Origin of the sequence: Paenibacillus sp. JJ1722 (assembly GCF_048282685.1) — a bacterium.
In the GTDB taxonomy this organism is placed as follows: domain Bacteria; phylum Bacillota; class Bacilli; order Paenibacillales; family Paenibacillaceae; genus Paenibacillus; species Paenibacillus polymyxa_B.
This window is the reverse complement of record NZ_CP182500.1, coordinates 372,435-392,500: the sequence shown is the minus strand read 5'-3', so window position 1 is coordinate 392,500 and position 20,066 is coordinate 372,435. Positions and strand designations below refer to the sequence as shown.

At 49.5% G+C, this 20,066-nt stretch carries 12 protein-coding genes, 21 tRNA genes and 3 rRNA genes (1 of these 36 only partly in view); 3 read left to right on the top strand and 33 right to left on the bottom strand.

Annotated elements, in window-relative coordinates; translation table 11 throughout:
- Positions 1-85, bottom strand: partial view of a Crp/Fnr family transcriptional regulator gene (locus ACM1ND_RS01720; protein WP_023986659.1) — the 5' end (the start) only. Its footprint begins 656 nt before the window's first position; only the first 85 of its 741 coding nucleotides appear in the window; its start codon is at positions 83-85; its stop codon lies off the left edge, out of view.
- 299 nt (positions 86-384) lie between these two features.
- Here ACM1ND_RS01720 and ACM1ND_RS01715 point away from each other — a divergent pair, with 299 nt between their 5' ends.
- From ACM1ND_RS01715 to ACM1ND_RS01705, 3 genes are all read left to right on the top strand, one after another.
- Positions 385-834, top strand: coding sequence for a GAF domain-containing protein (locus ACM1ND_RS01715; RefSeq protein ID WP_028542674.1), 450 nt, complete (start codon positions 385-387; stop codon positions 832-834).
- A gap of 143 nt (positions 835-977) precedes the next feature.
- Positions 978-1,631, top strand: coding sequence for a response regulator (locus ACM1ND_RS01710; RefSeq protein ID WP_023986657.1), 654 nt, complete (start codon positions 978-980; stop codon positions 1,629-1,631).
- Positions 1,624-2,727, top strand: a complete 1,104-nt coding sequence (locus ACM1ND_RS01705; protein WP_023986656.1) for a PAS domain-containing sensor histidine kinase — start codon at positions 1,624-1,626, stop codon at positions 2,725-2,727. The genes ACM1ND_RS01710 and ACM1ND_RS01705 overlap by 8 nt, the downstream gene beginning before the upstream one ends.
- Before the next feature lie 200 nt (positions 2,728-2,927).
- Here ACM1ND_RS01705 and ACM1ND_RS01700 read toward each other — a convergent pair.
- The 32 genes from ACM1ND_RS01700 to ACM1ND_RS01545 all read right to left on the bottom strand — a co-directional run bounded on the left by ACM1ND_RS01700 (position 2,928) and on the right by ACM1ND_RS01545 (position 20,054).
- Positions 2,928-2,998, bottom strand: a tRNA-Gly gene (locus ACM1ND_RS01700).
- 9 nt (positions 2,999-3,007) lie between these two features.
- Positions 3,008-3,081: transfer RNA gene (locus ACM1ND_RS01695), tRNA-Pro, on the bottom strand.
- Positions 3,082-3,103: 22 nt separating this feature from the next.
- Positions 3,104-3,180, bottom strand: a tRNA-Arg gene (locus ACM1ND_RS01690).
- Positions 3,181-3,206: 26 nt separating this feature from the next.
- Positions 3,207-3,277 (bottom strand) — tRNA-Cys (locus ACM1ND_RS01685).
- 10 nt (positions 3,278-3,287) lie between these two features.
- Positions 3,288-3,362: transfer RNA gene (locus ACM1ND_RS01680), tRNA-Gly, on the bottom strand.
- A 6-nt stretch (positions 3,363-3,368) separates the two neighbouring features.
- Positions 3,369-3,455 (bottom strand) — tRNA-Leu (locus tag ACM1ND_RS01675).
- A gap of 14 nt (positions 3,456-3,469) precedes the next feature.
- Positions 3,470-3,545: transfer RNA gene (locus ACM1ND_RS01670), tRNA-Lys, on the bottom strand.
- 4 nt (positions 3,546-3,549) lie between these two features.
- Positions 3,550-3,624 (bottom strand) — tRNA-Gln (locus ACM1ND_RS01665).
- Positions 3,625-3,641: 17 nt separating this feature from the next.
- Positions 3,642-3,714, bottom strand: a tRNA-His gene (locus ACM1ND_RS01660).
- Positions 3,715-3,733: 19 nt separating this feature from the next.
- Positions 3,734-3,819 (bottom strand) — tRNA-Tyr (locus ACM1ND_RS01655).
- 4 nt (positions 3,820-3,823) lie between these two features.
- Positions 3,824-3,899: transfer RNA gene (locus ACM1ND_RS01650), tRNA-Thr, on the bottom strand.
- Positions 3,900-3,925: 26 nt separating this feature from the next.
- A tRNA-Phe gene (locus ACM1ND_RS01645) sits at positions 3,926-3,998 on the bottom strand.
- A 66-nt stretch (positions 3,999-4,064) separates the two neighbouring features.
- A tRNA-Asp gene (locus ACM1ND_RS01640) sits at positions 4,065-4,141 on the bottom strand.
- A 25-nt stretch (positions 4,142-4,166) separates the two neighbouring features.
- Positions 4,167-4,240 (bottom strand) — tRNA-Met (locus ACM1ND_RS01635).
- Between the two features lie 30 nt (positions 4,241-4,270).
- Positions 4,271-4,346: transfer RNA gene (locus ACM1ND_RS01630), tRNA-Val, on the bottom strand.
- A gap of 6 nt (positions 4,347-4,352) precedes the next feature.
- A tRNA-Glu gene (locus ACM1ND_RS01625) sits at positions 4,353-4,424 on the bottom strand.
- A gap of 32 nt (positions 4,425-4,456) precedes the next feature.
- Positions 4,457-4,548, bottom strand: a tRNA-Ser gene (locus tag ACM1ND_RS01620).
- Between the two features lie 3 nt (positions 4,549-4,551).
- Positions 4,552-4,625: transfer RNA gene (locus tag ACM1ND_RS01615), tRNA-Met, on the bottom strand.
- A gap of 34 nt (positions 4,626-4,659) precedes the next feature.
- Positions 4,660-4,735: transfer RNA gene (locus tag ACM1ND_RS01610), tRNA-Asn, on the bottom strand.
- Between the two features lie 4 nt (positions 4,736-4,739).
- Positions 4,740-4,815 (bottom strand) — tRNA-Ala (locus ACM1ND_RS01605).
- A gap of 22 nt (positions 4,816-4,837) precedes the next feature.
- A tRNA-Ile gene (locus tag ACM1ND_RS01600) sits at positions 4,838-4,914 on the bottom strand.
- Between the two features lie 36 nt (positions 4,915-4,950).
- Positions 4,951-5,067, bottom strand: a 5S ribosomal RNA gene (rrf, locus tag ACM1ND_RS01595).
- A 150-nt stretch (positions 5,068-5,217) separates the two neighbouring features.
- Positions 5,218-8,142 (bottom strand): 23S ribosomal RNA (locus ACM1ND_RS01590).
- A 404-nt stretch (positions 8,143-8,546) separates the two neighbouring features.
- Positions 8,547-10,102 (bottom strand): 16S ribosomal RNA (locus tag ACM1ND_RS01585).
- Together the 16S, 23S and 5S rRNA genes with 21 tRNA genes alongside form the textbook arrangement of a ribosomal RNA operon.
- A 393-nt stretch (positions 10,103-10,495) precedes the next feature.
- Positions 10,496-12,106, bottom strand: a complete 1,611-nt coding sequence (locus ACM1ND_RS01580; protein WP_076295753.1) for an FAD-dependent oxidoreductase — start codon at positions 12,104-12,106, stop codon at positions 10,496-10,498.
- Between the two features lie 25 nt (positions 12,107-12,131).
- Entirely contained in the window at positions 12,132-13,094 is a 963-nt protein-coding gene (locus ACM1ND_RS01575) for an ROK family protein (RefSeq protein ID WP_076295752.1), read from the bottom strand.
- A 130-nt stretch (positions 13,095-13,224) separates the two neighbouring features.
- Entirely contained in the window at positions 13,225-14,064 is an 840-nt protein-coding gene (locus tag ACM1ND_RS01570; protein WP_028541977.1) for a MurR/RpiR family transcriptional regulator, read from the bottom strand.
- Entirely contained in the window at positions 14,042-14,761 is a 720-nt protein-coding gene (locus ACM1ND_RS01565) for an N-acetylmannosamine-6-phosphate 2-epimerase (protein ID WP_418026964.1), read from the bottom strand. Before ACM1ND_RS01565 ends, ACM1ND_RS01570 begins: the two co-directional genes overlap by 23 nt.
- Before the next feature lie 5 nt (positions 14,762-14,766).
- Complete coding sequence (locus tag ACM1ND_RS01560) at positions 14,767-16,305, bottom strand: DUF4127 family protein (RefSeq protein ID WP_418026963.1); 1,539 nt, start codon at positions 16,303-16,305, stop codon at positions 14,767-14,769.
- A gap of 100 nt (positions 16,306-16,405) precedes the next feature.
- Positions 16,406-18,232 carry a protein O-GlcNAcase gene (locus ACM1ND_RS01555; RefSeq protein ID WP_076295750.1) on the bottom strand — a complete coding sequence of 609 codons (1,827 nt, stop codon included), beginning with the start codon at positions 18,230-18,232 and terminating at the stop codon, positions 16,406-16,408.
- Positions 18,233-18,282: 50 nt separating this feature from the next.
- A complete protein-coding gene (locus ACM1ND_RS01550; protein ID WP_023986649.1) occupies positions 18,283-19,173 on the bottom strand; it encodes a carbohydrate ABC transporter permease in 891 nt (296 codons plus the stop codon).
- Complete coding sequence (locus ACM1ND_RS01545; RefSeq protein ID WP_013308405.1) at positions 19,173-20,054, bottom strand: carbohydrate ABC transporter permease; 882 nt, start codon at positions 20,052-20,054, stop codon at positions 19,173-19,175. Before ACM1ND_RS01545 ends, ACM1ND_RS01550 begins: the two co-directional genes overlap by 1 nt.
- Between the last annotated feature and the right edge of the window lie 12 nt (positions 20,055-20,066).

Sequence of the window (20,066 nt, the reverse complement as noted above, 5' to 3'; positions counted from 1 at the left end):
GATCCAAATGTTCTTCTGTCAAATAAATCTGAATTCCCGTGCGTTCCGCTTCGTCCCCAAACCGTTCCATACAAGTGGCTTGCATGTTAGCGTCCTCCTCGTGTTTACCTGATATCTATATCATAATGTTTTAATGCCTGGGTTGTTATCGGGAGAACACCTGATTTTATACCTTCCTACTCCCTGATTTGCTGTGATAAATATCACTTCCAAAGTAAGCTAACGCCCCATTTATCGGCCTTTTCCCTACTCCTTACCCGACCAGATGAAAAGTCAGTGTTTCCTGCGCCTATAGATCAGGGGGTTCCCTGATCTACTTTTGTAACTGTCGGAACTACAATGAATTAGAGATATAGTTTGGTTATGAAAAAGGATGTGTCTTCTATGCTACAAATAACGGATGAAATGCGAAAAGAACTGAATCAGTTGAGAGATACTATTTATGGTGATCTCACTGCCCTTGCATTTATGTCCAAGTCGGGTGGTAAGTTGCATTGGTATTACGCCTCCGGTAGCCGAAGCAATCGCTATCGTCTTATTTCTTTTAAGATTGGCCATGGTATTGCCGGGATGGCTGTTCGCTTGGGACGTACCGTGACTGTAAGTGCTTTGCTATCAGGTAGTATACGTTTGCGTCAGGAATGTGCACTAATGCTGGCCGAGCAGCTTCACTCTGCTGTTGCTATTCCCTTTTCCAGCACAGGGGATCTGCCCAACGGTGTGCTGCTTCTTGGTAATCGTGATGTGAGGATGTTCACAGAGTCTGATGTAGCCGAGGCCACTCAAGTCGCTCAACGCCTTAGCCAACTATGTGCTTACCCTCTTACTCCATAGATCAACAATGTTTCTGTAGATAATGAAACTCATAAAATACTTGATATCACTGTCCCTAACTATCTTTGTTGATTGAAATCCCTAAAATTTGCTATGATTATGACAAAACGCACGGTTTTTTTACCGTTCGAGGGGATGACAAATTGATTCGTATACTAGTAGTGGATGATCACGTTGTCGTACGTTCTGGCCTCATGGCCCTATTGGACGGCAAAAACGGTATCAAGGTAGTAGGAGATGCAGCAGACGGGGATGAGGCAATCCACAAGGCAGTGGAGCTACAACCTAATGTCGTGCTCATGGATTTTAGCATGCCACCTGGCAAAGATGGTCTCACGGCAACCACTGAATTAAAAAAAAAGTTGCCCGACACAGAAGTCCTTATTTTAACAATGCATGATGATGAAGAATATCTGTTCCGGGCCATTCAGGCTGGAGCATCCGGATATATTTTAAAAAGCGCACCTCACGAGGAGTTGCTCGCTGCCATCCAGTCTGTAGCCGAGGGTAGTGCCTACTTGTACCCGAATGCAACCAAACGACTGATGAGTGAATATCTGGACAAAATCAAACAGGAAGGCATAGCCGGACCCTATGAATCCCTATCTGAGCGGGAAAAGGAGATTCTATCGTGGGTAGCCAAAGGATATGCCAACAAGGAAATTGCCGAGCACCTAGTGATTAGCGTCAAAACCGTAGAGTCCCATAAAAGTAACCTTATGGAGAAGCTTAACTTGAAAACACGACCTGAGCTAGTCAAATTCGCACTAAAAAAGGGGCTACTCCATTATGAATGAACCTTCTAATCCTTTACTGCAGCATGCCTTTGGTGAATCAACCGATACATTGCTGAATGATCTAGAAATTTATATACCAGAGTCCCCTTTTCTCCATGCACTACGTAACTCACTCCACCAACTATCCAATCTAAAATTTGCTCTAGATACGTCTTCCATTGTTGCTTTGACCGATCATCGAGGTATTATTCAGTACGTGAACGACAAGTTTTGTGAGATTTCGCAATACAGTCGTGAAGAGCTGATCGGTCAGGATCATCGTCTCATTAATTCAGGCTATCATACCCCTGCCTTCATGAAAAACCTGTGGACTACAATCCGTTCAGGTGAGGTATGGCAAGGAGAAATACGTAATCGTGCTAAAGATAACAGCTACTACTGGGTGAATACTACGATCGTTCCGTTTATGGACGAGGAAGGTAAACCCTATCAGTACTTAGCGATCCGCAATGAGGTCACTAAACTGAAGAAAGTAGAAGCGGAACTCCAGTCTATGATGACGCAAGTCATGCAAATACAGGAAGAAGAACGTAAACGCTTTTCAAGAGAGCTACATGATGGGATAGGACAAAGCTTGTTTTCACTTATTATTCAGTTAGATAGCCAACTTGCCGAACAACCTAGTGCTGCTCTGGAGAGTCTTCGTTCGCAGGTGACCGACATCATCAAAGATGTTCGTGGTCTAGCGTGGGAACTTCGTCCCTCAGTTCTGGATGATTTGGGTGTCGTCCCAGCTATAAGAACCTATATTGAAAACTTCTGTTCTCATTACGGGATTGAGGTGCATTTTCAATGCACTCTACGTAAACGCCTTGATATTCGCAAGGAAATAGCAATTTATCGGATTGTACAGGAGGCATTAACGAATGTAGCCAAATATGCAGATGTAGCGGAGGCATATGTCGACGTTGAGGATCAAGATGAAATGATACAAGTGACCATTCGGGATGAGGGCATTGGATTCTCTGGAAAGTCCCAAGGAGAGGGAGTTGGATTGTTCAGTATGGAAGAACGAGCTAGAGGGGTAGGGGGATTTATGAGCATGACCTCTGCTCCAGATGAGGGAACCTCCATCCAGCTGACCATTCCCGTGTAAAAACTGTCCACTAGATCGGTTATCGGTGTATACCAGTTGTATGATCAGAACGATATACACCGATACCGAGATTATGAATAATCAATACATTGTGGGTACATGAAGATAAATACAAAAAAAGAGAGAGCTCTGTCCCCAGACAGGCTCTCTTTATTTATAAGGTGTCACCACTGAGGCAACAAGAATCCGCTATAGCAAAAAGCGGGTGATGGGAATCGAACCCACGCTACCAGCTTGGAAGGCTGGAGTTCTACCATTGAACTACACCCGCAAATCAGTATCGGGATGACACGATTTGAACATGCGACCCCCTGGTCCCAAACCAGGTGCTCTACCAAGCTGAGCTACATCCCGACATTATACTTTTTTTAAGAAATGGCGCGCCCTGAGAGATTCGAACTCCCGGCCTTTTGATTCGTAGTCAAACGCTCTATCCAGCTGAGCTAAGGGCGCATATTTAAATCCATAATGAGCAGTCAAGGCGCCACCCAGATTTGAACTGGGGATGAAGCTTTTGCAGAGCTTTGCCTTACCACTTGGCTATGGCGCCGTATGGATAATGGAGCGGACGACGGGAATCGAACCCGCGACCCTCGCCTTGGCAAGGCGATGCTCTACCGCTGAGCCACGTCCGCAAAATATGGTGCGGTCGAGAGGACTCGAACCTCCACGGGGGTTAGCCCACACGGACCTGAACCGTGCGCGTCTGCCAATTCCGCCACGACCGCAAAATAATTATAAATGGTGAGCCATGAAGGACTCGAACCTTCGACACCCTGATTAAAAGTCAGGTGCTCTACCAACTGAGCTAATGGCTCTTAATGGCTGGGGATATAGGATTTGAACCTATGCATGACGGAGTCAAAGTCCGTTGCCTTACCGCTTGGCTAATCCCCAATAAATTAAGAATAAAGGGCGGCCGATGGGGCTTGAACCCACGAATGCCGGAGTCACAGTCCGGTGCGTTAACCACTTCGCCACGACCGCCATATGATTATGAAAAGACTGGTGGAGGATGATGGATTCGAACCACCGAACCCGTAAGGGAGCAGATTTACAGTCTGATGCGTTTGGCCACTTCGCTAATCCTCCAAAATGGTGCCGGCGAGAGGACTTGAACCCCCAACCTACTGATTACAAGTCAGTTGCTCTACCAGTTGAGCTACACCGGCACATTACTCATTTCCCACTTGAAAGGTGGCTCGGGACGGAATCGAACCGCCGACACGAGGATTTTCAGTCCTCTGCTCTACCGACTGAGCTACCGAGCCATATTTTGTTTTATTACTACACCATATAATCCACACTATATATGTCAACTATATATGAGATTAAAATGGCGGAACTGACGGGATTCGAACCCGCGATCTCCTGCGTGACAGGCAGGCATGTTAGGCCTCTACACCACAGTTCCAGAGGCATTTCCAATAGGAAATTAATTGCGGGGGCAGGATTTGAACCTACGACCTTCGGGTTATGAGCCCGACGAGCTACCGAACTGCTCCACCCCGCGACATTAAAAGGGATTTATCAAATTTTCTTATGGTGGAGGCTGAGGGGATCGAACCCCCGACCCTCTGCTTGTAAGGCAGATGCTCTCCCAGCTGAGCTAAGCCTCCATATTATGACCCGTAGGGGATTCGAACCCCTGTTACCTCCGTGAAAGGGAGGTGTCTTAACCCCTTGACCAACGGGCCTTACAAAATAAGTTCTGATTCCAATAAATTTATGGCGGAGAGAGAGGGATTCGAACCCTCGCACCACTTTCGCAGTCTAACCCCTTAGCAGAGGGTCCCCTTATAGCCACTTGGGTATCTCTCCGAGTAGCGGCAGAGGGGATCGAACCCCCGACCTCACGGGTATGAACCGTACGCTCTAGCCAGCTGAGCTACGCCGCCACCTTATATATAAAAGTCAGAAATATTCAAAACATGGCTCCCCGAACAGGACTCGAACCTGTGACAACTCGATTAACAGTCGAGTGCTCTACCAACTGAGCTATCAGGGAATATTGGTGGAGCCAAGCGGGATCGAACCGCTGACCTCCTGCGTGCAAGGCAGGCGCTCTCCCAGCTGAGCTATGGCCCCAATCTTTTTGTTATTCTAGAAGTGGTGGGCCTTAGTGGACTCGAACCACCGACCTCACCCTTATCAGGGGTGCGCTCTAACCAGCTGAGCTAAAGGCCCTAACATGTAAAACTTCATCATCCTTTAAAGGATATAGCTTGGCGACGTCCTACTCTCCCAGGACCCTGCGGTCCAAGTACCATCGGCGCTGGAGGGCTTAACGGTCGTGTTCGGGATGGGTACGTGTGGAACCCCTCCGCTATCGCCACCAAACATGAATTTACACTGTAAATTCTTCCGTACGGTTATTCGGTTCATCACTTATCGTGTGAATGAATAGCCATGCGCTTATTGTATGTCACTTGTACATACTTTCAAGGTTACACCCTGAAAACTGGATCCGAAACTTATTTGCGTTTTATTTAGGATAAGCCCTCGACCGATTAGTATTGGTCAGCTCCATGCATTACTGCACTTCCACCCCCAACCTATCTACCTCGTCGTCTTCAAGGGGTCTTACATACTGGGAAATCTCATCTTGAGGGGGGCTTCACGCTTAGATGCTTTCAGCGCTTATCCCTTCCGTACATAGCTACCCAGCGGTGCTCCTGGCGGAACAACTGGTACACCAGCGGTACGTCCATCCCGGTCCTCTCGTACTAAGGACAGCTCCTCTCAAATTTCCTACGCCCACGACAGATAGGGACCGAACTGTCTCACGACGTTCTGAACCCAGCTCGCGTACCGCTTTAATGGGCGAACAGCCCAACCCTTGGGACCTACTTCAGCCCCAGGATGCGATGAGCCGACATCGAGGTGCCAAACCTCCCCGTCGATGTGGACTCTTGGGGGAGATAAGCCTGTTATCCCCAGGGTAGCTTTTATCCGTTGAGCGATGGCCCTTCCATGCGGTACCACCGGATCACTAAGCCCGACTTTCGTCCCTGCTCGACTTGTAGGTCTCGCAGTCAAGCTCCCTTCTGCCTTTGCACTCTTCGAATGATTTCCAACCATTCTGAGGGAACCTTGGGGCGCCTCCGTTACTCTTTAGGAGGCGACCGCCCCAGTCAAACTGCCCACCTGACACTGTCCTCGCACCGGATCACGGTACCAAGTTAGAACCTAGATACGATCAGGGTGGTATCCCAAGGATGCCTCCCTTCAAGCTGGCGCTCAAAGTTCTACGGCTCCCACCTATCCTGTACAGATCGTACCCAAATTCAATATCAAGCTGCAGTAAAGCTCCATGGGGTCTTTCCGTCTTGTCGCGGGTAACCTGCATCTTCACAGGTATTAAAATTTCACCGGATCTCTCGTTGAGACAGCGCCCAAGTCGTTACGCCATTCGTGCGGGTCAGAATTTACCTGACAAGGAATTTCGCTACCTTAGGACCGTTATAGTTACGGCCGCCGTTTACTGGGGCTTCGGTTCATAGCTTCGCCCGAAGGCTTACCACTCCCCTTAACCTTCCAGCACCGGGCAGGCGTCAGCCCGTATACTTCGCCTTGCGGCTTCGCACAGACCTGTGTTTTTGCTAAACAGTCGCTTGGGCCTTTTCACTGCGGCCCCCTCGGGCTATTCACCCTACCGAGGCACCCCTTCTCCCGAAGTTACGGGGTCATTTTGCCGAGTTCCTTAACGAGAGTTCTTCCGCGCGCCTTAGAATTCTCTTCTCGCCTACCTGTGTCGGTTTGCGGTACGGGCACCTTCTCCTGGCTAGAGGCTTTTCTTGGCAGTCTGAGATCATGACCTTCGCTACTACAATTTTCGCTCCCCATCACAGCCCAGCCTTACGATGTGCGGATTTGCCTACACACCAGCCTCACTGCTTAGACGGACATCCATCAGTCCGCGTCACTACCCTACTGCGTCACCCCATCGCTCATAACGGATTACGGTGGTACAGGAATTTCGACCTGTTGTCCTTCGACTACGCCTATCGGCCTCGCCTTAGGTCCCGACTTACCCTGAGCGGACGAACCTTCCTCAGGAACCCTTAGGCTTTCGGCGGATCTGATTCTCACAGATCTTTTCGTTACTCATACCGGCATTCTCACTTGAATGCAGTCCAGCGCTCCTTACGGTACACCTTCAACCCGCATTCAACGCTCCCCTACCCCTGATGCAAGCATCAAGCCATAGCTTCGGTGGTGTGTTTAGCCCCGTTACATTTTCGGCGCAGAGTCACTCGACCAGTGAGCTATTACGCACTCTTTCAATGGTGGCTGCTTCTAAGCCAACATCCTGGTTGTCTGTGCAACTCCACATCCTTTCCCACTTAACACACACTTGGGGACCTTAGCTGATGGTCTGGGCTGTTTCCCTTTCGACAATGGATCTTAGCACTCACTGTCTGACTCCCGGAACTAAATCTATGGCATTCGGAGTTTGACTGAGCTTGGTAACCCTTGCGGGCCCCGCACCCAATCAGTGCTCTACCTCCACGATTCTTTTTTCCGAGGCTAGCCCTAAAGCTATTTCGGGGAGAACCAGCTATCTCCGGGTTCGATTGGAATTTCTCCGCTACCCCCACCTCATCCCCGCATTTTTCAACATGCGTGGGTTCGGGCCTCCAGTGCGTGTTACCGCACCTTCACCCTGGACAGGGGTAGATCACCCGGTTTCGGGTCTACGTCCACGTACTCATTCGCCCTATTCAGACTCGCTTTCGCTGCGGCTTCAGCTCTTCACCTTAACCTTGCACGGGAACGTAACTCGCCGGTTCATTCTACAAAAGGCACGCCATCACCCATAGATCGGGCTCTGACTTCTTGTAAGCACACGGTTTCAGGATCTATTTCACTCCCCTTCCGGGGTGCTTTTCACCTTTCCCTCACGGTACTGCTTCACTATCGGTCGCCAGGGAGTATTTAGCCTTGGCAGATGGTCCTGCCGGATTCATACGGGGTTTCACGTGCCCCGCACTACTCGGGATCCGTCTCGGAGAGAACAAGTTTTGAACTACAGGGCTTTTACCTTCTCTGGCGGGCCTTTCCAGACCTCTTCATCTAACCGGTTCCTTTGTAACTCCATGTGAGACGTCCCACAACCCCAAGGAGCAAGCTCCTTGGTTTGGGCTAATCCGCGTTCGCTCGCCGCTACTGACGGAATCACTATTGTTTTCTCTTCCTCAGGGTACTTAGATGTTTCAGTTCCCCTGGTCTGCCTCTATTCTGCCTATGTATTCAGCAGAAAGTGACTGTCGATGAAGACAGCCGGGTTTCCCCATTCGGACATCCCCGGATCAAAGCTTGCTTACAGCTCCCCGAGGCTTTATCGTTGTTCGCCACGTCCTTCGTCGGCTCCTGGCGCCTAGGCATCCTCCGTGTGCTCTTTGTAGCTTAACCTAGACTTTTCTTTCAAAGAAAGAAAATGTCGATGTTCGATAAAGAATAATTTTTGCCAAAGGCAAAAGATCTTTCCTTACCTGCTACCTTTATTTCACTTGTTTACACAAGATCAGCTTAAAGGAATATTCTAAAACGCAATTTCGTTTCGGTATCCAGTTTTCAAGGTGCAATTCGCTTCTTCGAAGCGAAACCCGATGAATATTTCGCTTCCACACGGATGTGTGAATGAAACATTCGTCGAAGCTTGAGAGTTTGAGCTCTCAAAACTGAGCAACGAGTGAGTAAGTTAAGGATATTCATTTCATTCACACGAACGTGATGAACCGAATTGAATATCCGGTCGCAGGTACATTGTACTTGCTTATTTGAATGTTTCCGTTGCAGGAAACGATTCTCCATAGAAAGGAGGTGATCCAGCCGCACCTTCCGATACGGCTACCTTGTTACGACTTCACCCCAATCATCTACCCCACCTTCGGCGGCTGGCTCCCTTGCGGGTTACCCCACCGACTTCGGGTGTTGTAAACTCTCGTGGTGTGACGGGCGGTGTGTACAAGACCCGGGAACGTATTCACCGCGGCATGCTGATCCGCGATTACTAGCAATTCCGACTTCATGTAGGCGAGTTGCAGCCTACAATCCGAACTGAGACCGGCTTTTCTAGGATTGGCTCCACCTCGCGATTTCGCTTCCCGTTGTACCGGCCATTGTAGTACGTGTGTAGCCCAGGTCATAAGGGGCATGATGATTTGACGTCATCCCCACCTTCCTCCGGTTTGTCACCGGCAGTCTGCTTAGAGTGCCCAGCTTGACCTGCTGGCAACTAAGCATAAGGGTTGCGCTCGTTGCGGGACTTAACCCAACATCTCACGACACGAGCTGACGACAACCATGCACCACCTGTCTCCTCTGTCCCGAAGGAAAGGCCTATCTCTAGACCGGTCAGAGGGATGTCAAGACCTGGTAAGGTTCTTCGCGTTGCTTCGAATTAAACCACATACTCCACTGCTTGTGCGGGTCCCCGTCAATTCCTTTGAGTTTCAGTCTTGCGACCGTACTCCCCAGGCGGAATGCTTAATGTGTTAACTTCGGCACCAAGGGTATCGAAACCCCTAACACCTAGCATTCATCGTTTACGGCGTGGACTACCAGGGTATCTAATCCTGTTTGCTCCCCACGCTTTCGCGCCTCAGCGTCAGTTACAGCCCAGAGAGTCGCCTTCGCCACTGGTGTTCCTCCACATATCTACGCATTTCACCGCTACACGTGGAATTCCACTCTCCTCTTCTGCACTCAAGCTCCCCAGTTTCCAGTGCGACCCGAAGTTGAGCCTCGGGATTAAACACCAGACTTAAAGAGCCGCCTGCGCGCGCTTTACGCCCAATAATTCCGGACAACGCTTGCCCCCTACGTATTACCGCGGCTGCTGGCACGTAGTTAGCCGGGGCTTTCTTCTCAGGTACCGTCACTCTTGTAGCAGTTACTCTACAAGACGTTCTTCCCTGGCAACAGAGCTTTACGATCCGAAAACCTTCATCACTCACGCGGCGTTGCTCCGTCAGGCTTTCGCCCATTGCGGAAGATTCCCTACTGCTGCCTCCCGTAGGAGTCTGGGCCGTGTCTCAGTCCCAGTGTGGCCGATCACCCTCTCAGGTCGGCTACGCATCGTCGCCTTGGTAGGCCTTTACCCCACCAACTAGCTAATGCGCCGCAGGCCCATCCACAAGTGACAGATTGCTCCGTCTTTCCTCCTTCTCCCATGCAGGAAAAGGATGTATCGGGTATTAGCTACCGTTTCCGGTAGTTATCCCTGTCTTGTGGGCAGGTTGCCTACGTGTTACTCACCCGTCCGCCGCTAGGTTGTTTAGAAGCAAGCTTCTAAACAACCCCGCTCGACTTGCATGTATTAGGCACGCCGCCAGCGTTCGTCCTGAGCCAGGATCAAACTCTCCATTAAAGACCAACCGAAGTTGGTTTATAGAAAGAGCGATAAGCTCATTTTGAAACTGACGAGATAAAAATATCTCTTGTTTGATTTTGCGAACAAAATCGTTTTACTCACTCGTTGTTCAGTTTTCAAAGATCAAACATTTCTCTTTCGCCGCGTTTTTCAGCAGCTATAAGATCATATCATGTTCGTTTCAAAAATGCAAGGGTTATTTTTTTCTTTTTTTCGAAGATCGTTTCACCCAAGCTTTTCGCTTTTGAAACTGCTGTTTTGTTGTCAGCTCAAATAATATATCATAAAGCCAAGCAACTTAGCAAGCACTTTTTTTGTTTTTTTATTTTAGAATAAATCCGTTCATCTTTCAGCTCATTTAAATCAGTCGAGGGGCTAGTTGCCCCTTCATTAGCTGATGACTCCCTCTGGCTCGAATACCTCTGCAGGCCAGTGTAGTTCCACACCTTGGCGAAGAAGAACATTTTGAAAACATCCAAGATGCTCTGCTGATCGGCTCACTTCAATGGGATATACTTCGTTGGAGACACAGTAAGCCGCTAGGCTTCCCGCTGATTCTCCTATATTCCATTCTGTAGGATGCAATCGATAGCAGCCATTGGCTACTTGGGTCATCCCTATATTTTTGCAGGCAGGAAGTAAATTGCGCATTCTCACCGGAATAAGTGATCTCAATGGAATTTCATAAGGATAGTTAGGGATGTAGAACGTTCGCTGAGATACCGTAGTTGGATGAAGATCCAAATGATAGCTACCTACACCTACACTGTCTATATATCGCTTGGGTCCCTCTTCTCCCCGAAGCTCACGACTTACATCAAACTCAGATATCATATACTTGGCCTGAATTCGGCGTGACTCGCGAATATAAGCCGTTTTAGCCAGACCGTCAGATGTGCCGAGAATATCACCCCGTGGTCGAATGCCCGGATAGCCGAACCCTCCATCTAATCGGGGCGCTTCGGTTTGAAGCCAATATATTAATGAACGAGTCAACTCACGCGCTCCTTCTCGATGTTTTGCCTGCTCCTGAGCGGTGACACCGATCAATGGCCCTAGGTAATAATCATTTTGCGCCCAGTTTAAAAGAGTTACCTCACCATCATTTAGCGGTTCGCTCCATATCGAGGAATCTACAATACGACGATAATCCCATAAGGATACAATGCCCTGATCGTTAGGAAACAATGTGAACTGTTTTAGTTTACTGGTATCATCCGCGTCAGTAGCAAACCAGCTCAAAATCGGAAAACGGGAAAAGGAAGGAATATAATTTCTCCAGAAATCATATTGTTGCGGGCGCTCTATAATGAAGCTTTCCTGGGGAATATAGTCTACGGCAGCCACATGTGTGATAGATTGCATATCAAAAGGGTTAGCACACTCCAGTGCATGAGGTTCACCCGTAGCAGCCCGCGACTCCGCTCCACTCGTATGCTCCACGCCCGCCATTGGAAGGAGATCACCACACTCTGTCGCATCCAGATAAAACGTTCCGTGCAGCACTCTAAATCCACACTTATGATCAGAGCTATTCGAGGTACGGACAGTTACAGAAGTAATACAGTCCCCATCCGTCTGAACCGCAATAGGCACGGTGTGATAGTATACATGAACGCGCCCCGTATTCAAATAGGGAGCGAGCATATCTTCAAGCACCCGCAGAGCTACCCGTGGTTCATGGGCCAGACGGCTTACCCAACCATTCCCAGGGTTGAGAATGGGATTATTCCGTGCTTCTTCGGTTAACGGATAGTTCTGACGGTAGTAGTCACGCACACGATTACGGAACTCACGGTATGTTGCTGTGCAGCCAAATTGTTCGATCCATCGATGCTCATCTGGGGGAACCGCCTGTGAAGTTAACTGCCCCCCTAACCAATCCGTCTCCTCCGTCACGATGACTCTCATGCCAGCCTTCGCCGCCGCAAGAGCTGCCGATGTCCCCCCCAGACCTCCGCCAATCACAACAATGTCGGTATCAAGCCGTTTTTGCGTCATGGTTCGTTCCCCTTTCATTCTTGTACTAGGACTCGGTCATTTCAAAAGCAAGCCGTGCAGCGCCGATGATTCCAGCGCGGTTGCCCAACAATGCCCGACTTACTTCCGTTTGAACTCCAAGTTGGTGCAGATGCTTTTCCAGCATGGGCCACCAGACCTCTCCCGCGTCCGCTACTCCTCCGCCTACAATGATTGCCTCAGGATCAAGAGGCACCGAGATATTAGATAGAAGCACAGCTAAATCTGCGGTGTAATCATCCAGCACCTGGATTGCTTCCTGGTTACCGTGAGCGGCCTCTTTCACAATCTCGTTCCCTGAGCGGTACAATTTACCGACGTGTTCCCTACCTCGACGTAACAAGGCGCTCCCCGATACATATTGCTCGGCGCACCCTTTTTTTCCACAATTGCAGGGATGTCCCCCCGGGAATAGAATACTGTGCCCCCAATCACCGCCGCTCCAATGAGCCCCTCTGCACAAGAGGTCATTTTCCATATATGCACCTCCGACACCTGTTCCCAACGTGAGCATCACCAAGCGTCGCTTGCCCTTCCCCGCTCCCTGCCACGCTTCTCCAAGTAAAGCGGCGTTCGCATCATTATCAGCAACCGCTCGTAAAGCCAGTTTTTCTCTAGCCCACGTTACCAAGGATGTACCTTGCCAGCCAGGTAGGTTATCTGTGGCATACACAACTTCGCCGCTCTCCACATTTACTCGGCCAGCAGTAGCAATGCCTAGAGCGCCTACATCTATATGGGCACCGATGCTGGTATCTCCAAAAGAACGCAACAATCCGAGCACAGATTCTGACACCCGCGACAACACCCATTCACGTCCACGGGAAGCGTCCGTATCCAGCCGGATTTCATCAAGCACCGATCCGTCCCGTGCCACTATGGCGGCCTTCACCGATGTGCCCCCAATGTCGATTCCAATGACTCTGTTCACAGCAGCTGCCACCACACCAACCTCCTTGTTGCCCCACATAAAAGCTTACTAGCTCTTTTTACAAACCTTCTATTTAGTAGCAATACATGAAATAGCCATTCATATGCACCACAAACACAAGTCATTGAACTGTCAGAGCGCACAGTTTTCAATTCACAACTGAAAAATCTCAATAGCTTCGTTCAATAACGGCCCTCGCTGTTTTTTCCTTCATCTGTTTGGTGTGACTCGTGTGCTTGCGAGCAAGCCCTTCGCAGATGAGGTCAATCACGAATAGCTGTGAAATTTTAGCACCGATTGAACCACCTTCTATCGGGGCTTCTTTGCCTGCGGTCAGTAACACGATATCTGCAATGGAGGTGATGGGTGATTTCGCATAATTCGTAATTGCGATAACAGTTGCACCGTTTTGCTTGGCTTTGTGCAGCATATCGTTCGTATCCAGCGTACTTCCTGATACACTGATGCCGATAGCGACATCACCCGGGTTCATGGACACCGCCATCATCGACTGAATATGACCGTCTGCCACGGCCTCGGCGCGCCGCCCGATCCGTAAGAAACGATTTTTAGCATCCTGCGCGGAAATTCCCGAAGCGCCTACGCCGAAAAATTGAACATAGCCCGCTTGATCGAGACACGCAATCGCACGACCAAGCTCTGAATGGTCCAGCAGTCCCATACTGGAGTGCAAAATATCGAGCATGTTGTGATACACCGTACGCGTAATATCTTGTTCGTTATCTGGGTCGATGTTCTCCTCGCCCATATCGGTTTTACGATAAGTCTGGTTTTGTGCCAGGGACAGTCGGAAATCCTGATAACCTTTGAAACCAATTTTCCGACAAAAGCGCATCACCGTCGTTTCGCCTGTACCTGCAAAATCCGCCAGCTCCGTCACGGAGAAATATATGATATCTGCGGGATGCTCCAGTACGCATAAGGCGACTTTCTGCTCCGATTTCGTTAATGAAGGATAGTACGTGTTAATTCGGTCGTTCATCTCCATAGGTGCATTTCACTGCCTTCCTTGCGGCATCGGCAAACCGCTGCGTAATCAATTGGGGTCTGGTAATCGCCGAGCCTACAACCACTGCATGTGCTCCCATTCGGAATGCTTCCTCAACCTGCGCTGGATCATAGATTTTGCCCTCTGCAATTAAAGGAACAGGAACCAGTTCCGACGCTCTCCGAACCAGCTCCAGATCAGGACCCTCAATCTGAGTAGAGTACGGCGTATACCCGGATAACGTGGTGGATACGCAGTCTGCGCCAAGGGAGGCCGCATGAAGCGCCTCCTCCAGTGTCGATATGTCTGCCATGGAAGTGACTCCCTGCTCATGGGCATAATCTAGGAGCCTCTTCAGCTTACATCCCGCTGGGCGCGGTCGTAATGTGGCATCCAGCGCAATGATATCCGCGCCTGCCTCCACCAGTTCCTCCATTTCACGAAGGGTGGGCGTAATGTAAATATCAGAATCATCATAATCCCGCTTAATCAAGCCAATCACTGGTAGCGAAATCGCCTGTTTAATCGCACGTACATCCGATGCGCCATTGGCACGAATCGCTACAGCTCCACCCTGCTGTGCGGCACGCGCCATTTTGACCATAGAATCTGCTCCATGTAACGGTTCGCCTGGGAGCGCCTGACAGGATACGATCAGTCCGTGCTGAACTTTGGATAATACACCTTCCATTCCCATAGGAATCACCCTCTCTTCTCGGCATGATGCCGTACGGTTAATCCGACTTCAAAGGTGCGGTTCCACGGCATGTAGCAATCTATAATTTCCACGCAACCTTCCGGCCCGTTCACATATTCATTGAGTGCCTGCTCCAGCCGTCCACGAATAACCGCAGCTACCGAGCCTCTCGGTCCATCGAGCATAAACTTGGTAAAACCCATCTGCTCCACAATCCCGTTATTCATAGCCGTACGTACCACAGCGCAATAACAGGCATCCTCGGCGTAGCGCAGCGACAGAAAATCCAAATGTTCCTCCGTAGAGCCATAGTGGGTATACAGCATGGACTGAGCAATGACGGTGCCCAGCGTGTTAGAACTGGTATTCCAGCCTGCATAACCTGCCAGCTTAAAAAGCAGTCCTTTTTGCTTTAATAGTCTAAGTAGCTTGAGATCTGCGCCGTTGGCGTAGCCCACATCAGCAACTGCAACATTTTGACCTGCATATTGCAGCATATAAGAACCGTACTCAACCAGCTCTACTACATTCCGATGTACATCATATCCGGTCATTGCACGCTGCTGGGATGAAGCCTCTGCCATCGTGTCACCGGGTGTGTTAGCCAACAAAATCAAATTAGCCTCCGTTGCCGAGGAAGCTATCAGCCCACCTGCCGCCATAATCTGATATTTTAAGGTTTCGTAAAAATAGCGATCTTCAAAAAGCGGAACTACGAATGCCCCCTGCAAAGCAGACAATCGGGGATACACCAGTGGGACTACATTATTCATCTTGTTAACCCAACGAGCCAGCAACGTACAACCCACTTCATCTGCCCCCGGGTACATGTATACATTCAAATCCAGCCCAAGCTCAGAAATACGACTTCTTAGCCGCTGCTGATCCTTGGCGGTATAGCCGTAGGGAGCCGAATCATCCTGTGGGATGATCATAAAATCAATGATACCTTCTGCTACGAGATCCAGTGCAACTTCATTAGCCTCCAAATTCACATGGCGACGCCCCAAGTAATCATCCAGTATTTCCATTGGCAAACGCTCGTTTATATCAGCTAATTCGAGCAACTCTTCAGCGGTAGCGATCCCCAGCTCCTGACGATGCTCAATGAAGCCCTTTCGGAATATCTCACGCCCCCAATCGGCATAGTAATCCGGTTCTTCATCAGCCAAAGAGTATTGCGGACAACGCATAATTAGTTGAAATGCATACAGAGTCAGTTGCGGATATAGTTGCTTTAGCCTGCGAAGCCGATTCACTCTATCTCTGACCTGCTCGCTCGACATACCGTGTAGTCGAGAAGGTACGATTCCTCCGTACAGCAACGTATCCATCGCAACAATGGCTCCATCAGCAGTAGCCGCGCGTTCTTCGAGCCATGCCCATAGTCTGGTCGTATCGCCAGGGGTTTTCTTTTGTCCCATCCATTCTAATGGGGGTCGCTCCATTTCCAAGTCTGTACCCTGTGCCAGTAAATAAGGAAATTGATAATTACAGGGCCGCTCATCTAGCGGTATAAAAAGTAATCGGGTGTTTGACTTCACCGTACGTTCCACCTCTCCTGAAAATTACCGTTATCCTAACGGCAAATGATTATTTTCAGGGCAGCTATGCTGCCTTGGTTTCATAATCCATCGCAAACACTCACAAGATCAGTCGATATTTGCCTTGTTCGTCCTGATCGACATAACCCCACTGCGCGGCAGCACGGATCGCCGGATTGCTACCCAGCCGAGCCTCCGCTTCTAAGCAAGCAGTGATACCGCGTCGCAGTTCTCCTGCAATTTCGTCCGTCAGAGGCGACGGCTCTTGCCCGCCAACTGCTTTGCTCGGCGTGCTGCTTCCCCTTGAATGTGCATCGTCCTGTCGCTCGCCACTGAGCGCAGCTTGGCGCAGCACATGCCACAGGCCTGCGTCCAGCTCGGCACGTTCCAGCCACGGCGCGGCCTGGGACACGAAACCTGCCGCCGGATCATCAGCAGGCACGTTCCGTAGGACGCTCACGGTCTGAAGCAGCCGCTCAAAGTACATATCCAGCGCAGGGATATCGCGCATTTGCAAAGCAAGATCCACGTCCTCATACGCGCTGCCGCCCAGTCGGCTGTTCCTGTTTTGACGACAGAAAAACATCAGTTCATCCGCACGCTCTCCCGCTAACTCCCGCGCAGCCCATTGCCAAGATAGCTCAGGCATATACCGTGCACTGTTCCACATATAGTGGGACATCGTAATGAGCGTCACTTTGGAGCATTCCCACTGATTCATCGGGTTGGCCACCATACCGGTATGTCCACAGTCTGGTAGCCCGGAATACCGTCCGCGCAGCGGATCAAGGAATAACCGATCATGGTCACAATCATTCACCGGGATGTTATCCCACAGCCACAGCTCATGTCCGAAGAACGCATGATTATCGGCGGCGTGCTCGCGACTAATCTGTGGGGCAAAAACAAAGTACCCCGTCCAGAACACCTTAATCTCCGGATGCAGCCGCTCGCGGAAGTCCTTTTTGTATTCGGTATCCCAATACGACCAATATTCCGAAGGACAGACTGTCAGTGTAAACTCAGGCAGCCGTTCAGCCAGCCATGTGTGAACCTTGTTCGTCAAAAAGACATGAGCGTGACCCGAGCGGCCCAGCAAATGTCGATTTTCCCCTTTGAGTACATAATCAATATCATCCATTAATACAGAAAAATGACGTACGCCAATCGCAATCACGTCCGCTAGCTTTTCCGTCAATTTAAGGAAATCTTCATCGCTGCCAAAGCTTAGGTCGTTCCCTGGACTGATACAGTAATGAAAATCAATCTCATGCCGTTCGCAGGCTTCCTTTAATTCGCGGATCTGGTCAAACGTATCCTCAGGGTACGACTCTCTCCATAGCTCACGATGATATGGATCATCCTTGGGGGCATACATGAACGTGTTCATCCGATGCGCAGCCATAAAACGGACAGCATCCATCCGATCCGCGAAACTCCACGGTTTCCCATAGAAGCCCTCAATAATTCCTCTGACCGGGAATGAAGGCTCATCCCGAATAGACATCACCGGCAGAGTACATCGCTCCTGTTCCACTTGAAGCAGGAGATGCAGGGCATCCATGCCGTATTTGAGCCCTCTTTTATTGGAAGCATGGATTTCAATCCGCCCGTCCTTCTGAATGTCCAACCGATATCCGTCTGCAGCAAGCGTTCCGTCATATTCGAGCACCAACTGCACGCTTCCCCGTGTTTCAGTCGGTACACCCGGTCCTGGAGGCACAATAAGCTTGATCGGTCCCTCGGGGTCCAGCACACCTTCATACTCCTGATTCATTGCAAAGCGAGAGGACAGTTCACAGATCAGACGCGGTTCGGAGATAACCAGCCTTTCCCCGCTGTCATACACATCACGAAAATAATATTGTATCTCCTGCGGTGATAACCCTACACCCGAATGAGGCCCCATTCCTTTGGACAATTTCATCGCAATCATCTCCTTCCATTCACAGGCTCTTCGTAGCCACGACTACTGGCTTATCCTTTTACCGCTCCCGCCAAACCTTCCATATAGTAGCGCTGTGTAAACAGGAACAATATAATGATCGGCAGTACCGAAATCATTGTGCCTGCAGCAATCCAACCGAAGTTATAGGCAAATTGACCGTTGAGATACGTGAGCGCAGCTGCCAGCGGATATAGCTCCGTATCGTTTAAAATAACGATAGGCCACAGAAAGCTGTTCCAGAACGACATCGCCTCCAACAGAGAAATTACAGCGAGCGCCGGCTTGACCAGCGGAAGCACCAGCTGCCACCAAATTCGAAACTCCGAAGCGCCGTCCATTTTACCGGAATCACGCACATCGGTGGGAATATGAATAAACGTCTGTCGCATTAGAAAAATGTTGAACACGGAGACTGCCCCGGGCAACACCACACCCAAATATGTATTGCCCAGATGGAGCCCTTGAATGGTCAGATAATGCACAATAAATGCGGTGTAGGAAGGAATAATCATCGTGGCAATCAGCAGCGTAAACACCAGATTTTTACCCTTAAAACGAAATACAGCCAAGGGATATCCCGTCAGACTGGCGAGTACCACATTGAGCACAACGCCCAACACCGTAATGATGACCGTATTCAGCATATACTTTGGAAAATTCATGAACTGCCACACCTGAACATAGTTGTCGAAATCGATAAAGGTCGGAAAAATAGCGGGCGGCGTTGAAAAAATGTTACGACCTGGCATGAGGGATACGCTGAGCAGCCATAGGAACGGTCCCATTAAAAAGAGGGCGAGTAGCACTAGAAGCACGTAGATGACCGTCATTCTCAGCATTCGAGCAAGACTGCGCATGATGCGGCTGCTTTCCTTTTTAGGAAGAGATGAGCGTAGCATTTTGTCATCCTTTAGATTCATCAATAGGGATTGACACCGCCTTTCCTATTGAATCGGAATACGATAATACTAAGTACGGCAATCATTGCACCGACAATTAAGCCAAGCGCAGAAGCATATCCAAAATTGAACTGCTCCATGCCCTTTTGAAAAATATACAAGCTGGATGTCAACGTGGCCGTTCCCGGTCCACCCTTGGTTAGTACATATACTTCATCAAATACACGAATAGCTGACATGAGTGATATAAGGGTACAGAACAAAACGTAAGGTCTTAACAGTGGAAGAGTAATATGAACAATCAGACGCCATCGGCTTGCTCCGTCGACTCTAGCGGCTTCGTACAGATCTTGAGGAATATTTTGTAATCCAGCCAGATAGAGCATCATATAATACCCGAGTCCCTTCCACATTGTGATGAACATCAGTACATACAAGGCCAAGTTGCTGTCCGATAACCAGTGTATGTCTTTGCTAATCAAGCCGACCTGCATGAGCAAGTAGTTCACTACGCTGTTATTGCCCAATAGCCAGCTCCAAATTAAGGCTACAGCTACCATCGAAGTCACAACAGGGATGTAGTAGGACGTACGAAATATTTTAATTCCCGGGATACGGCTGTTCACAAGCACAGCCATCAGGATAGAGAAAATTTGGAGAAAGGGGACAATGAGCACGTACAACAATGAGTTCCAAATTGAAATAAGAAAGTTACGGTCCTTAAACGCCGCTTCAAAATTATCCAAGCCGACAAAATGGGTATCTGATATGACAGAGTAGTCTGTCAATGCCAGCGGGATGCTGTAAATAATAGGCCAAAATACAAAGACGGCAAGCAATAACAGTCCTGGCGTCATAAAGGCCCAGGCCGTAAAGGACTCCGACCTTAACCATTTGATCATGCTGCATCACCA